Origin of the sequence: Stenotrophomonas maltophilia, assembly GCF_025642255.1 — a bacterium.
Classification (GTDB): Bacteria; Pseudomonadota; Gammaproteobacteria; order Xanthomonadales; family Xanthomonadaceae; genus Stenotrophomonas; species Stenotrophomonas maltophilia_P.
Window position 1 is genome coordinate 819,775 of sequence record NZ_CP106759.1, and the last position, 14,111, is coordinate 833,885.

Sequence of the window (14,111 nt, forward strand, 5' to 3'; positions counted from 1 at the left end):
CGCCCGCAAGACACAGCAGGACCCGGCTTCGGCCGGGTCTTGTTGTTTCTGCGGCGGGAAAAGCCGGAACGGGCCTCGATGGATCGACCGTTTGTCGGCTTTTTGTCCAAAAAACCAATGAGTTGGCGCATTCATTGAAAGTGGCGCTTGAAAGCTGTCGCCGCATTGCTACACTCGCCGCGTCACCTTCCTTCCGTGGATGCCTCTCATGCTGCGCTCTGCATCGGCCGCCGTCCTGGCGCTGGCCCTGGTTCCTGCCGCTCACGCTGCGGTCGATTGCTCGGTCAACACCAGCGCTTCGCCGCTGCCGCTGCCGGCCACGACCATCGCGCCGGTGGCCGACGAGCTGTACATCCGTGGCAACCAGCTGGGCATGCCGGCCGGTGTGCTGAGCAGCAGCTACGATCCTTCGCAGTCGCTGGACCAGGTGCTGCAGCGCCTGCGCATCGACGGCTGCCAGAACATCGCCAAGGCGATTCCGAGCGCGCCGGCGGTGAAGCCGAACGATCCGGCGGCGTACAAGCCGCAGACCGAATTCGACAATACGCCGTGGCGCTTCGACATGAGCCAGAACGGCAAGCGCATGACCGCCGAGGAATTCGATGCCTGGATGAAGGCGCGTGGCGTCCGCGTGGTCAAGGCGCGCCCGGCACCGGTGGCCACCCCGGCCGCGGCCGAAGCACCGGCTGAGACCAAGCCGGTCGATAAGAAGTAACCGTCGCGGGGAGCAGAGGCTTGCGTACGCGCCGCCCACCTGCCGCCCCCGCCGCCCGCTCCCACGTCCTGCGTGGGCGCGCGGATCCGGATGCATCCAAGGGTGTGCGCCATGGCCTGGCGCGTGTGCTCTCCAAGGCCGGCGTGTGCTCGCGCAGCGAAGCCGCGCGCTGGATCGCCGAGGGCCGCGTGCGCGTCTCCGGCCGTATCGTCCGTGACCCGGAGTTTCCGATCGGCAGCCCGGCACCTCCCATCGAGGTCGATGGCCTGCCGCTGGCGCCGCCGCAGCGGCTTTACCTGATGCTCAACAAGCCGCGCGGGGTGGTGACCACCGCGCAGGACGAGCGCGGCCGTGACACCGTATACCGCTGCTTCGACGGCGCCGGCCTGCCCTGGATCGCGCCGGTCGGCCGGCTGGACAAGGCCAGTGAGGGCCTGTTGCTGTTCAGCAACGATCCGCAGTGGGCGGCGCGCCTGACCGATCCGCAGACCGGGCCGGACAAGACCTACCACGTGCAGATCGATCGGCTGCCCGATGCGGCCACGCTGGCGGCGCTGCAGGCCGGGGTGGACGACGAGGGGGAATTCCTGGCCGCCCGGGCCGTGCGCGTGCTGCGCAGCGGCGACAAGACCGCGTGGCTGGAGGTGGTCCTCGACGAGGGCCGCAACCGCCACATCCGCCGCCTGCTGGCGGCCTTCGACCTGCAGGTGCTGCGCCTGGTCCGGGTCGCGATCGGCGACCTGGCGCTCGACGATCTCGGCAAGGGCCAGTGGCGGATGCTGGAGGTCAATGACCAGCAGCGGCTGGGGGCCGCTGCACCGGGCTGAGCGTCATGCCCGCGGCCGGCGGATGCCGGTCACCGTTCCAGGCGTAGGGGGCGCCTGGTCGTCGAAATCCCGAACGGAGCCTGCCCATGTACCACTTGTCCCTCAACCGAACCCTGCGCTGTGCCGGCCTGCTGCTGCCGATCGTGCTGCTGGCCGCCTGCAGTGGCCACAAGAAAATGGCCAAGACGGAAACGCCTGCCGAAACCCCGGTGGTGGAAGTGAAAACCCCGGAACTGGATGGTCGCGGCAGTTACCGCTTCCTGATGAGCGACGGGGACAGGAAGATGACCGCCGACGAGTTCGATGCATGGATGAAGGCCAATGGCATCCGCGTCGCCCGTGGCAATGCCCAGGACGCTGCCGCCAAGCCGGTCGTGGTGGCCAGCAAGGATGAGCCGAAGGACAAGAAGAAAAAGAAATGACGCGCATGGCGCGTCATTCCGGTAGCGCCGGGCCGTGCCCGGCGAGCGCATGGCGCGGCTGTCGGGAAACCGCCGGGCATGGCCCGGCGCTGCCCTCCGGGGCGATCAACCCTTGATCACGCCCAGCTCGACGCCGATGCGGGAGAAGGCGTCGATCGCGCGGTCCAGCTGCTCGCGGCTGTGCGCGGCGCTGATCTGGGTGCGGATACGTGCCTGTCCCTTGGGCACCACCGGGAAGAAGAAGCCGATCGCATAGATGCCTTCCTCTAGCAGGCGCTCGGCGAACTTCTGCGCCAACGGTGCGTCGTACAGCATCACCGGGCTGATCGGATGCACGCCCGGCTTCACGTCGAAGCCGGCGGCGGTCATCTTCCCGCGGAAGTACGCGGTGTTCTCGGCCAACCGGTCGCGCAGGTCGTCGGCGGCAGCCAGCATCTCGAAGGCCTTGATGCCGGCGGCGACCACATGCGGCGGCAGCGAGTTGGAGAACAGGTACGGGCGCGAGCGCTGGCGCAGCAGTTCGATCACTTCGGCGCTGGCGCAGGTGAAGCCGCCCAGTGCGCCCCCCATGGCCTTGCCCAAAGTGCCGGTGATGATGTCGATCTTTTCCAGCACACCCTTCACTTCGGCCGAGCCACGACCGGTGGCGCCCAGGAAACCCGTGGCATGGCATTCGTCGATGTGCACCAGCGCGTTGTACTTCTTCGCGAGCGCGGTGATCTCGTCCAGCGGTGCAATGAAGCCGTCCATCGAGAACACGCCGTCGGTGGTGATCAGCTTGGTCCTGCAGCCGGCGGCGTCGGCGGCCTGCAGCTGCGCTTCCAGGTCGGCCATGTCGCAGTTGGCGTAGCGGAAGCGCTTGGCCTTGCACAGGCGCACACCGTCGATGATCGATGCGTGGTTCAGTGCGTCCGAGATGATCGCATCGTTCTCGCCGAGCAGCGGCTCGAACAGGCCGCCGTTCGCATCGAAACAGGCCGCATACAGGATGGTGTCCTGCTTGCCGAAGAAATCGGCGATCTGTTTCTCAAGCTGCTTGTGCAGGTCCTGGGTGCCGCAGATGAAGCGCACCGAGGCCATGCCGAAGCCGTGGGTATCCAGAGCATCCTTGGCGGCCTGGATCAGGTCGGGATGATCGGCCAGGCCCAGGTAGTTGTTGGCGCAGAAGTTCAGCACCTTGCGGCCATCGGCCAGCGTGATCTCGGCCGATTGCGGACTGGTGATGATCCGCTCGGACTTGAACAGGCCCTGGGCGCGGATGGCGTCCAGTTCCTCGGCATAGTGGCGGGTCAGGGCGGAGGAGGCGTCGGTCATGGCGTGGGCACGGCTCAGCACGGGAAACCGACGATTCTACCGGGCATCGATGGCTGGCGACCGGCGGCAGGCAGGCACCGCCATGGCCGGCACATGTTGCAATGCAATAGCAAACGGGTTAAAAAATCGTGAACCGGCCCGTTCTGGCTCCGGTTTCCCGCAACTGCCCTGCACGCCACCGCCCCCCACCGGAGACGACCATGAAGCACGCTCGTGCCTGCCTCGCCCTTGCCGCCGCCCTGACCTTGGCCCCGTTTGCCGCCAGCGCCCAGGACAGCGAATCGCCGTACAGCTGGAACGTTACCGCCGTGTCGGATTACCTGTTCCGTGGTGTGTCGCAGACCGATGAGGATCCCACCCTGCAGGCCGGTTTCACCTATACCAGCCCGGTTGGTCTGTATGCCGGTGTCTGGGGATCGGGCGTGGACTTCGGCCCGGGCGACCCGAGCGTCGAAGTGGATTACCAGATCGGCTACGGCGTCGACGCCACCGAGCGCGTGAACTTCGATGTGCTGCTGAACCGCTACACCTACCCCGGCGCCAGCGAGCTGAACTACAACGAGCTGATCACCACCACCACGCTGGATGACACCTACAAGCTGACGGTGGCCTACAGCAACGACGTGTGGAACAGCAGCACCGATGGCTGGTATTACGCGCTGGGCGGCGAGTGGGGCCTGCCGCAGGATTTCACGCTGAGCGCCAGCGTCGGCCGCAGCACCTTCGAAAAGGGCATTGCCAAGGATTACACCGACTGGAACGTTGGCGTGGCCCGTACCTGGGGTCTGTTCACCCTCGGCCTGGGCTACTACGGCACCGACGGCAACGGCCGCGACAACAGCGGCAAGCTGGCCGACAACCGGGTGGTGTTCACGGTGGCGGTAGGCCAGTAAGCGGCGCATGACATCACACGAAAAAGGCACCCCTGGAGGTGCCTTTTTCGTGTCTGGCGTCGGGCACTCTGTGGGCCGGCCAACGGCCGGGGACAAAGTGAGATGCGGGGGAATCAGGCAGTCGCGCCGGAGGCACGAGTGATCAATTCCAGCTCAGTACCACCTTGCCGGCCTTGCCTTCTTCCATCAGGTCGAAGCCCTTCTGGAAGTCGTCGATCGGCAGCTGGTGGGTCATCACCTTGCCGAGCGGGAAACCGGACAGCACCAGCTGCGTCATCTTGTACCAGGTCTCGTACATCTTGCGGCCGTAGATGCCCTGCACGGTCAGGCCCTTGAAGATGATCTTGTCCCAGTCGCAGCCGGCACCCTTGGGCATGATGCCGAGCATGGCGATCTTGCCGCCGTGGTACATGCAGTCGAGCATGTCGTTGAAGGCGCGCGGATTGCCGCTCATTTCCAGGCCCACGTCGAAGCCCTCCATGTGCAGTTCCTTCATCACGTCCTTCAGCGAGGTGTTGGTGACATTGACCACGCGCGTCGCGCCCATGTCGGCGGCCAGCTTCAGGCGGAAGTCGTTGACGTCGGTCACCACCACGTTGCGCGCACCGATGTGCTTGCAGATGCCCGCGGCGATGATGCCGATCGGGCCGGCGCCGGTGATCAGCACGTCCTCGCCGATCACGTCGAACTCCAGCGCGCAGTGCGCGGCGTTGCCGTACGGGTCGAAGAAGGCCGCCAGTTCGGACGGAATCTGGTCGGGGATCGGCCACAGGTTGCTGGCGGGCATCACCATGTACTCGGCGAAGGCGCCATTGACGTTCACGCCGATGCCGACGGTGTTCGGGCACAGGTGCGGGCGGCCGCCACGGCAGTTGCGGCAGTGGCCGCAGACGATGTGGCCTTCGGCCGAGACGCGCTGGCCAACCTCATAGCCGGTCACCGCCGAGCCAAGCGCGGCGATGCGACCGACGAATTCGTGGCCGATGGTCAGGCCCGGCTTGATGGTGCGCTGGCTCCACTCGTCCCACAGGTAGATGTGCAGGTCTGTACCGCAGATGGCGGTCTTTTCCAGCTTGATCAGGACCTCGTTCGGGCCCGGGGTCGGCACCGGGACCTCTTCGAGCCAGATGCCCTTGGCCGCTTCGCGCTTGACCAGGGCCTTCATCGTTTGCTGCGCCATCGGGGTGGAACTCATCAGGGGGAAAGCGCGGATTATAGAGGTCTGCACGGAATTCCAATGTTGCGCTGCGGGCGCGCTGGCGGAACGAAAGGCGTGCGCCGGCGGGCCGGGGGCCATGACTTCCGGGGTTCGGGACAGGGCAGGGGGGCGGGCTACAATCGAAGGTTCCACTACCAGGGGCCGCTCCATGCGCTCGAACCTGCTTGCATTCTCCGTCGTCGCCAGCCTTGGGCTGGTCCAGGTCGCCCATGCCGCCGAAGGCATGTGGGTACCGCAGCAGCTGCCGGAGATCGCCGGCCCGCTGCAGAAGGCCGGCCTGAAACTGTCGCCGGAACAGCTGTCCGACCTGACCGGCGACCCGATGGGCGCGGTGGTGGCGCTGGGCGGCTGCACCGCCAGCTTCGTTTCCCCGCAGGGCCTGGTGGTCACCAACCACCATTGTGCCTACGGCGCGATCCAGCTCAACTCCACCGCCGAGAAGAACCTGATCAAGGAGGGTTTCAACGCGCCGACCCTGAAGGACGAACTCAGCGCCGGTCCCAACGCCCGCGTGTTCGTGCTGGACCGGATCACCGACGTCACCGACCAGGCCAAGGCCGCCATCGCCGCCGCCGGCAAGGACCCGCTGGCCCGCACCCGTGCGCTGGAAGCGTTCGACAAGGCCCAGACCGCCGCCTGTGAAGCCGACGCCGGTTTCCGCTGCCGTCTGTACAGCTTCTCCGGCGGCAATACCTACCGCCTGTTCCGCAACATGGAAATCAAGGACGTGCGCCTGGTCTATGCGCCCCCGGGCAGCGTCGGCAAGTTCGGCGGCGACGTCGACAACTGGATGTGGCCGCGCCACACCGGCGACTTCTCGTTCTATCGCGCCTACGTGGGCAAGGATGGCAAGCCGGCCGCGTTCTCGGCCGACAATGTTCCGTACCAGCCGAAGCACTTCCTGAAGTTCGCCGACCAGCCGCTGGGCGCGGACGACTTCGTGATGGTGGCCGGCTACCCGGGCCGCACCAACCGCTATGCGCTGGCCGGCGAATTCAATGAAACCGCCGAGTTCACCTACCCGACCATCGCCCGCCATTACAACGAAGTGCTGGCGCTGATCGACAAGGCCGGCAAGGCCGACGCCGACGTCAAGGTCAAGTACGCCAACACGGCGGCCAGCATGAACAACGTGGCCAAGAACTACGTCGGCCAGCTGGAAGGCTTCAAGCGCATCGACGCGGCCGGGCAGAAGCGGGCCGAAGAGGCCGCCGTGCTGGCCTGGCTGAAGCAGCAGGGCGCAGCCGGCAAGCCGGCCCTGGCCGCACACGCCCAGCTGCTCAAGCACCTGGATACCAGCAAGAGTACCCGCGAGCGCGATCTGTTCGTCGGCCAGTTCAACAACACCTCGGCCGTGGGCGCCGCGCTGTCGCTGTACCGTCTGTCGATCGAACGCGCCAAGCCGGACGCCGAGCGTGAAGCCGGTTATCAGGAGCGCGACCTGCCGACCCTGGAAGGCAATCTGCGCCAGATGGACCGTCGCTACGTCGCCAGCATGGACCAGCAGCTGCAGCAGTACTGGCTGGACCAGTACGTCGCGCTGCCGGCGGCACAGCGCAACAACGAGGTTCTCAACCAGTGGCTGGGCGGCAGCGATGCCGGGGCCGTCAACGGCCTGGTGAAGAAGCTGGCCGGCACCGGGCTGGGCAGCCTCGATGCACGCCTGAAGTGGTTCAAGGCCGACCGTGCCGCCTTCGAGGCCAGCACCGATCCGGCCATCCAGTACGCCGTGGCCGTGATGCCGGCCCTGCTGAAGCAGGAAGAACAGAGGAAGATCCGCGAAGGTGAATCGCTGACGGCCCGTCCGCTGTACCTGCAGGCGGTGGCGGACTACAAGAAGAGCAAGGGCGAGTTCGTCTATCCCGATGCCAACCTGTCGCTGCGCATCACCTTCGGCAATGTCATGGGCTATGGCAAGGACGGTGTCCAGTACACCCCGTTCACCACGCTGGAAGGCGTTGCGGCGAAGGAAACCGGCGTCGATCCGTTCGACTCGCCGAAGGCACTGCTGGATGCGGTCAAGGCCAAGCGATATGGCGGCCTGGAGGACAAGCGGATCGGCTCGGTGCCGGTGAACTTCCTGTCCAACCTGGACATCACCGGTGGCAACTCCGGTTCGCCGGTGCTCGATGCGCACGGCAAGCTGGTCGGCCTGGCCTTCGACGGCAACTGGGAATCGGTCAGCTCCAACTGGGTATTCGACCCGGTGATGACCCGCATGATCGCGGTGGACAGCCGCTACATGCAGTGGATCATGCAGGAAGTGGCCCCCGCGCCGCAGCTGCTGAAGGAATTGAACCTGGCGCAGTAAGGTTCATGCTGGCGCCGCCGGGCCATGCCCGGCGGAATCCGTCTGCAATCCCGAAACCCCGCGATCCCCGTCGCGGGGTTTTTTCATGTCCCGACCGGTGCGATGCGCCGAACAGGTATCATCCCTGTTCCGCGTACTTCACAGGATGTGAACGAAACGCGGCCATCTCCTCCCCCCAGGACTCCTTGCACGCATGCGCATCCTGCTTGCCCGCCACGGCGAAACCCCGTGGAACGCCGAAGGCCGCTACCAGGGCCAGATCGACATCCCGCTTTCGCCCATCGGCGAAGCCCAGGCCCAGGCGCTGGGCGCCCGCCTGGCATCCGTGGACATCACCCGTGCGGTGGCCTCGCCGCTGTCACGCGCCCAGCGCACCGCCCAGCTGGCCCTCGGCGCCGACCGTGCCGGCACGCTGCAGACCGAACCGGATCTGCAGGAAATCGCCCATGGCGAGTGGGAAGGCCTGCTGGCCAGCGAGATCAACGAGAAGGACCCGTCGCGGTTGAAGGCGTGGCGTGAGGAACCCGATACCGTGCTGATGCCGGGCGGCGAGTCGCTGCGTCTGGTGCTCGAGCGCAGCTGGCGCGGCCTGGCACGCGCCAGCGAGGGCCTCGGGGAGCACGACACGCTGCTGGTGGTCGCACACGATGCCGTCAACCGGGTGATCCTGTGCAGGGTGCTGGGCCTGCCGCTGTCGCGGCTGTGGACCTTCCGCCAGGCACCGACCACGTTGAACCTGCTTGAAGGTCCGGACCTGGAGAGCCTGGAGGTCGTGCGCCTCAACGACTGCGCCCACCACACCCCGTTCTTCGGCGAAGCCAAGCACCGCGCCCTCTGATCCCTGTCCACATCGAACCACCCTGCTTCTGCTGGAACCGCTGCCGTGACGAACCTGCCGACCACCCTGGCCGAATGGCTGGATTACATTGAACGCCAGCACCCGGCGACGATCGACATGGGCCTGGAGCGCGTCCGCGCCGTGGCCACGAGGATGGGACTGGGCGCGCCGGCCAAGCGCACCATCGTGGTCGGTGGGACCAACGGCAAGGGCTCCACGGTCGCCTTCATCGAGGCCATCGGCCGCGCTGCAGGCTGGAAGGTGGGGGCCTACACGTCGCCGCACCTGCTGCGCTACAACGAACGCGTGCGCATCGATGGGCAGGATGCGGAGGATGCCGCTCTGGTGGCGGCATTCAACGCCGTCGAAGCTGCGCGTGGCGACATCACCCTGACCTACTTCGAGTACGGCACGCTGGCCGCCCTGCAGCTGTTCGCGGGGGCAGCGCTGGACCTGGCGGTACTGGAAGTCGGGCTGGGAGGGCGCCTGGATGCGGTCAACATCGTCGACGCCGACGTGGCCGTGATCACCACGGTGGACATCGACCATGCCGAGTGGCTGGGCGAGGACCGTGAAGCGATCGGTGCGGAAAAGGCCGGCATCATCCGCGGCTGGAAACCGGTGATCCTGGGCGAGACCGACCCGCCGTCGAGCGTGTTGGCACGGGCCTATCTGCTGGGCGCGAACGCCATCCGCGGCGGCAGCGACTACTTCTACGAGCCGATCGATGCCCAGCGCTGGCGCTGGCGCGATGTCGGCCTGCGCATGGAACTGCCGACCCCCGCGCTGGCCGGTCCGATCCAGCTGGCCAATGCGGGTGCGGCCATTGCCGCGCTGCGCGCGCTGGACCGGCCGCTGCCACGCGCGGCGTGGGCGGCTGGCATCGCCGCGGCCCGCATCAACGGTCGCCTGCAGGCATTCGATCGTGATGGGGTGCAGGTGCGGGTCGATGTGGGTCACAACCCGCAGGCGGCCGGCCAGCTGGCACGCGCGCTGAAGGCCGAAGCTGTCCCGGGCCGGACCCTGGCGGTCTATGCCGCGTTGCAGGACAAGGATGCGGAAGGCGTGGTGCAGGCGCTGCAGGAGGTGGTGGACGAGTGGACGCTGGCTGGCCTGGAAGGTCCGCGCGGACAGAGTGCGCAGCAGCTGCAGGCACGTCTGCATGGCACCGCTGCGGTCACCGCACGGGTGGCCGGCACTGTCGAGCAGGCACTGACGCAGGTGCTGGCACAGGCCCAGCCAGGCGACCGCGTACTGGTATTCGGTTCGTTCCACACGGCCGCTGCGGCCCTGCAGTGGTTGCAGCCCGCGCCCTGATCCACGTTCAGCCAACGCCGACGCCGTCCGGTCCGGCACCCGTATAATCGACCGCAACCCCCGGACAGTTGCCTGCCTCACGTGGATACGCCTCTGAAACAGCGATTGATTGGTGCCATCGTGCTGGTGGCACTCGCCGTGATCTTCCTGCCGATGCTGGTGAAGGGGCCGGCGCCGGACAGTGGCGTCGCCAGTGTGCCGATCGCAGCGCCCAATGCGCCCGCCGACGGCCAGTTCGAGACCCGTGAGCTGCCGCTGGTCGCCCCGGCCGGGGGTGCCACCGGCCTGCAGAGTGGCCAGGCCGCACCGCTGCAGGACGCAGCCGCGCCCGCCACGCCGCCGACCGTGGACACCTCGCCGGCGGTGGCTGCCGGCAACTATGCGGTGACATTCGGCGCCTATGGCAGCAAGGCCGACGCCGATGCGGTGATCGCCTATCTGAAGCGTTCGCAGCTGCCGGGCTTTGCCGAGGCGGCGACCATCAACGGCCGGCAGGCGTGGCGCGTGCGCGTCGGACCGTATGCCGATCGCGCCCAGGCCGAGGCGGCCCGCCTGCAGGCGGTGAAGATCCGCTCCGACGTCCATGCCGAGGTGATCACGCTGGATGCGCCCGCAGCTGCGGCTGCACCGGCCGCCGCTGCTGCGGCGCCGGCGGCACCGTCGGCCAGCACCCCGGCGGCGGCGTCCACGCCGTCGGCCACGGGCAACCCGGTGCGCAGCGAGAGCCTGCCGCCCAGCACGCCGGTCGCCAAGCCTGAAGCACCGAAGGCAACGGCGACGCCGGAGGCGACGAAGCCGGTCGCCAAGCCCGAGCCAAAGCCGCAACCGCAAACCCCGGCCGCGCCGGCGGCGGGCGGTGTTGGTTTCGCGGTCCAGCTGGGGGCGTTCGGCCAGGCCAACGACGCCAACGCGCTGCGCGACAAGGTGCGCGCTGCCGGATTCAGTGCCTTTGTCGAGCAGGTCCGCACCGAAAAGGGCACCCTGCATCGCGTGCGCGTCGGGCCGGTGGCCAACCGCGCCGATGCCGAGCAGCTGAAGGCCCAGGTGGCGGCCAAGGTCGGCGTGGCCGGCATGGTCCGACCGCACCCGTGATCACGCGCGCTGTCCGCCGCTGTCGTCGGCAGGAGCGGGCAGCGTGATCGACATCGTGCTGGGCGTGCTGATCGGTGCGTCGGTGCTGTTCGGCTTCATCCGCGGTTTCATCGGCACGGTGGTCGCGCTGGTGTCCTGGCTGCTGGCCGGCTGGATGGCGTTCACCTTCGGCAATGAGGCATCGCACTGGTGGGCGGCGCCGCAGCCACCCGGCACGGGTCACTATCTGGCCGGCTATCTGGGGGTGTTCGTGCTCACCGTGGTGGCGGTCGGGCTGGTCGGGCTGTTGCTGAAGGCAGCGATCAAACTGACCCTGTTGGGCGGCGTGGATCGCCTGCTGGGCGGTGCCCTGGGCCTGGTCCGCGGCCTGTTCTTCGCCAGCGTGCTGTTGCTGCTGGCCGGTTTCACCGCGTTGCCGGCTGAGCCGGCATGGCAGCAGTCGCAGGTGCGGCCGTTGCTGCAGCCGGCGGTGGCCTGGATGCAGGCCCAGCTGCCGCAGCTGGACGGCATGCTGCCACAGGCGCTGCCGCTGGACGGCCTGCTGCCGGGGGCACTGCCCTTGCCCCTGCTCGAGAATGCCCCCACCTCCTCGCAGGTATTGGGCAAGCCGGCGCCGACAGGCGATAATGGCGTTCTCAACGAGGTAGTGGCGGGCGGCGGATGGCCGCGGCCCGTGGACGTGGAGCGGGAGCCCCGGCCGGCCCCCACACTGCCCAGCAACATCGAGCCGGCGCCCGCGCGTCCGGCCCGGCCCGCGCCTGCCGCGGGCGGGACCCCAGGCCAGGCACGGCCACCTTCCTTGTAACTGGGCACAGCCCAGCGGAGACCTCGCACCATGTGTGGCATCGTCGGAATCGTCGGCAACCAGAACGTCGCCGGGCAGTTGTATGACGGCTTGACCGTCCTCCAGCATCGCGGCCAGGACGCGGCAGGCATCGCCACCGCCAACGGCAGCCGCCTGCGGGTGCAGAAGGCCAACGGCCTGGTCCGCGACGTGTTCGACGCACGCACCATGTCCACCCTGGAGGGCAGCGTCGGTATCGCCCACGTGCGGTATCCCACGGCCGGTTCGGAAGGCATGGACGAGGCGCAGCCGTTCTACGTCAATTCGCCGTATGGCATCGCCCTGGCGCACAACGGCAACCTCATCAACACCGAGGCTCTGCGCCAGCAGGTGTTCGAGCAGGACCGCCGCAACGTCAACACCGATTCGGACAGCGAAGTGCTGCTGAACGTGTTCGCCTACGAACTGGAACAGCAGCGCCAGCTCAGTCCGGAAGCCGCCATCCGCGCGGTGGCCGGGGTGCATCGTCGCTGCAAGGGCGGCTACGCGGTGGTCAGCGTGGTGCTGGGCCTGGGACTGGTTGCCTTCCGCGATCCGCATGGCATCCGTCCGCTGGTGCTGGGCAAGCGCAGCCATGCCGAGGGCGACGAGTACATCGTCGCTTCCGAATCGGCCGCACTGGACGTGCTCGGCTTCCAGCGCGTGCGCGACGTGCAGCCGGGCGAAGCGCTGGTCATCACCGCGCGTGGCGAGCTGTTCTCGGAAATCTGCGCCGAACCGGCCGAGCATACGCCGTGCATCTTCGAGTACGTGTACTTCGCCCGCCCGGATTCGATGATCGACAATGTCTCGGTGCACAAGGCGCGCATGCGCATGGGCATCAAGCTGGGCGAGAAGATCCTGCGCCTGCGCCCGGACCACGACATCGACACCATCATCCCGATTCCGGATACCTCGCGCGATGCCGCGCTGGAAATCTCCAATGTGCTCGGGGTGAAGTACCGCGAAGGCTTCATCAAGAACCGCTATATCGGCCGCACCTTCATCATGCCGGGGCAGGGTGAGCGGGTGAAGTCGGTGCGGCGCAAGCTCAACCCGATCCACCTGGAGTTCCGCAACCGGGTGGTGCTGCTGGTGGACGACTCGATCGTGCGTGGCACCACCAGCCAGCAGATCGTGCAGATGGCCCGTGATGCGGGCGCACGCAAGGTCTACCTGGCCAGTGCCGCGCCGCCGGTGCGCTTCCCGAACATCTACGGCATCGACATGCCGGCCGCCGAAGAACTGGTCGCGCACAACCGCAGCGTTGAAGAAATCGAGGCCCACCTGGGCTGCGACTGGCTGATCTACCAGGATCTGGAAGACATGGAAGCGGCCGTGAGCGAGGGCAACCCCGCACTGCGCAACTTCGACTCGTCCTGCTTCAACGGCCACTATCCCACCGGCATCGAACCGGGCTACTTCGAGCGCATCCAGCAGCTGCGTTCGGACGACGCCAAGCACAAGCGCCGCGCCTGAGGCCAAGGGCGTGGTCGAGCTGGCCGACGTCGGTGGCGACCTGCTGCGTGCCGCGCAGCAGTGCCTTGCAGAAGCCGATCCGCTGCGCAAGGTGGCCTTGACCCAGGCTCATGCCGCGGCATTCCGCGCGGGGCGGCTGAAGGTGGCGGTGGATGCGCCGCCACCGGAGCCGATCCGGATGCCGGGCAGGCCGGACCGCCTGGTACTGGTCCATCCGCGCGAGGTGCCGCGGCGTGGCCTCGGTGGCGTGGAAGGGCGCGCCGCGTTCATCCATGCCATCGCCCACATCGAACTCAATGCGATCGATCTGGCCTGGGATGCCGTGTATCGCTTCCGCGGCCTGCCCGCAGCCTTCCATGCCGACTGGGTCAGTTGTGCCGATGACGAGTCGCGGCATTTCATGCTGTTGCGTGAGCGCCTGCTGGCACATGGCCACGACTACGCCGACTTCCCTGCGCATAACGGCCTGTGGGAGATGTGCGAGAAGACCGCACATGACGGCCTGGCACGCATGGCGCTGGTGCCCCGCGTACTGGAAGCGCGTGGCCTGGACGTGACACCGGGCATGATCGACAAGCTGCGCAACGTCGGCGATGGCGAGACCGCGGATGTGCTGGAGATCATTCTGCGCGAGGAAGTGGCGCACGTCGCCGCAGGTTCGCGCTGGTATCGCTGGTACTGCGAACGTGCCGGCGTCGAACCGCGCGCACGCTTCAAGGCACTGCTGGTCGAGTTCGCAGGCGGTTACCTGCACGGTCCGTTCAACCTGGAAGCCCGCCTGCTGGCCGGTTTCGATGCCGACGAACTGGCCAACCTGGTCGAACAGGCCGGCTGACCGGCAACGCGGGAGCCCAGTCCCGC

Annotated in this window: 13 protein-coding genes; 11 read left to right on the forward strand and 2 right to left on the reverse strand. The window is 67.5% G+C overall.

Features of this window, described 5'->3' with window-relative positions:
• Positions 1–208: 208 nt before the first annotated feature.
• The 3 genes from N8888_RS03740 to N8888_RS03750 all read left to right on the forward strand — a co-directional run bounded on the left by N8888_RS03740 (position 209) and on the right by N8888_RS03750 (position 1,964).
• Positions 209–715: a hypothetical protein gene (locus N8888_RS03740; protein WP_065182879.1), complete on the forward strand. Its 507-nt coding sequence runs from the start codon at positions 209–211 to the stop codon at positions 713–715.
• A gap of 20 nt (positions 716–735) precedes the next feature.
• Positions 736–1,542 carry a pseudouridine synthase gene (locus N8888_RS03745; RefSeq protein WP_414488243.1) on the forward strand — a complete coding sequence of 269 codons (807 nt, stop codon included), beginning with the start codon at positions 736–738 and terminating at the stop codon, positions 1,540–1,542.
• 86 nt (positions 1,543–1,628) lie between these two features.
• The gene (locus tag N8888_RS03750; RefSeq protein ID WP_263177688.1) at positions 1,629–1,964 is read left to right on the forward strand and encodes a hypothetical protein; all 336 of its coding nucleotides are present in this window, start codon (positions 1,629–1,631) and stop codon (positions 1,962–1,964) included.
• A 105-nt stretch (positions 1,965–2,069) separates the two neighbouring features.
• Here N8888_RS03750 and kbl read toward each other — a convergent pair whose 3' ends face one another.
• Entirely contained in the window at positions 2,070–3,278 is a 1,209-nt protein-coding gene (kbl, locus tag N8888_RS03755; RefSeq protein ID WP_065175932.1) for a glycine C-acetyltransferase, read from the reverse strand.
• A 200-nt stretch (positions 3,279–3,478) separates the two neighbouring features.
• Here kbl and N8888_RS03760 point away from each other — a divergent pair, with 200 nt between their 5' ends.
• Complete coding sequence (locus N8888_RS03760) at positions 3,479–4,171, forward strand: TorF family putative porin (protein ID WP_053520023.1); 693 nt, start codon at positions 3,479–3,481, stop codon at positions 4,169–4,171.
• Positions 4,172–4,313: 142 nt separating this feature from the next.
• Here the strand turns inward: N8888_RS03760 and tdh are convergent, their stop codons facing one another.
• Positions 4,314–5,336, reverse strand: coding sequence for an L-threonine 3-dehydrogenase (tdh, locus tag N8888_RS03765; protein WP_053520036.1), 1,023 nt, complete (start codon positions 5,334–5,336; stop codon positions 4,314–4,316).
• Between the two features lie 202 nt (positions 5,337–5,538).
• Here tdh and N8888_RS03770 point away from each other — a divergent pair, with 202 nt between their 5' ends.
• From N8888_RS03770 to N8888_RS03800, 7 genes are all read left to right on the forward strand, one after another.
• A complete protein-coding gene (locus tag N8888_RS03770) occupies positions 5,539–7,701 on the forward strand; it encodes a S46 family peptidase (RefSeq protein ID WP_263177690.1) in 2,163 nt (720 codons plus the stop codon).
• Positions 7,702–7,894: 193 nt separating this feature from the next.
• Entirely contained in the window at positions 7,895–8,539 is a 645-nt protein-coding gene (locus tag N8888_RS03775; protein WP_053519451.1) for a histidine phosphatase family protein, read from the forward strand.
• Positions 8,540–8,584: 45 nt separating this feature from the next.
• Entirely contained in the window at positions 8,585–9,856 is a 1,272-nt protein-coding gene (gene folC, locus N8888_RS03780) for a bifunctional tetrahydrofolate synthase/dihydrofolate synthase (RefSeq protein ID WP_263177691.1), read from the forward strand.
• An 81-nt stretch (positions 9,857–9,937) separates the two neighbouring features.
• Positions 9,938–10,948 carry an SPOR domain-containing protein gene (locus N8888_RS03785; RefSeq protein WP_111186889.1) on the forward strand — a complete coding sequence of 337 codons (1,011 nt, stop codon included), beginning with the start codon at positions 9,938–9,940 and terminating at the stop codon, positions 10,946–10,948.
• A gap of 43 nt (positions 10,949–10,991) precedes the next feature.
• On the forward strand, positions 10,992–11,753 hold the full coding sequence (locus tag N8888_RS03790; protein ID WP_111186888.1) for a CvpA family protein: 762 nt from the start codon (positions 10,992–10,994) through the stop codon (positions 11,751–11,753).
• Positions 11,754–11,783: 30 nt separating this feature from the next.
• Positions 11,784–13,250 carry an amidophosphoribosyltransferase gene (gene purF, locus N8888_RS03795; protein WP_065175938.1) on the forward strand — a complete coding sequence of 489 codons (1,467 nt, stop codon included), beginning with the start codon at positions 11,784–11,786 and terminating at the stop codon, positions 13,248–13,250.
• Between the two features lie 10 nt (positions 13,251–13,260).
• Positions 13,261–14,085 (forward strand): ferritin-like domain-containing protein, encoded by an 825-nt coding sequence (locus tag N8888_RS03800; RefSeq protein ID WP_065175939.1) that lies wholly within the window; start codon positions 13,261–13,263, stop codon positions 14,083–14,085.
• The last annotated feature ends 26 nt before the right edge of the window (positions 14,086–14,111 follow it).

Coding starts and splice junctions, on each gene's coding strand:
- N8888_RS03740 (WP_065182879.1), top strand. CDS start 209: ATGCTGCGCTCTGCATCGGCCGCCGTCCTGGCGCTGGCCCTGGTTCCT.
- N8888_RS03770 (WP_263177690.1), top strand. CDS start 5,539: ATGCGCTCGAACCTGCTTGCATTCTCCGTCGTCGCCAGCCTTGGGCTG.
- N8888_RS03750 (WP_263177688.1), top strand. CDS start 1,629: ATGTACCACTTGTCCCTCAACCGAACCCTGCGCTGTGCCGGCCTGCTG.
- N8888_RS03775 (WP_053519451.1), top strand. CDS start 7,895: ATGCGCATCCTGCTTGCCCGCCACGGCGAAACCCCGTGGAACGCCGAA.
- N8888_RS03760 (WP_053520023.1), top strand. CDS start 3,479: ATGAAGCACGCTCGTGCCTGCCTCGCCCTTGCCGCCGCCCTGACCTTG.
- kbl (WP_065175932.1), bottom strand. CDS start 3,278: ATGACCGACGCCTCCTCCGCCCTGACCCGCCACTATGCCGAGGAACTG.
- tdh (WP_053520036.1), bottom strand. CDS start 5,336: ATGAAGGCCCTGGTCAAGCGCGAAGCGGCCAAGGGCATCTGGCTCGAA.
- purF (WP_065175938.1), top strand. CDS start 11,784: ATGTGTGGCATCGTCGGAATCGTCGGCAACCAGAACGTCGCCGGGCAG.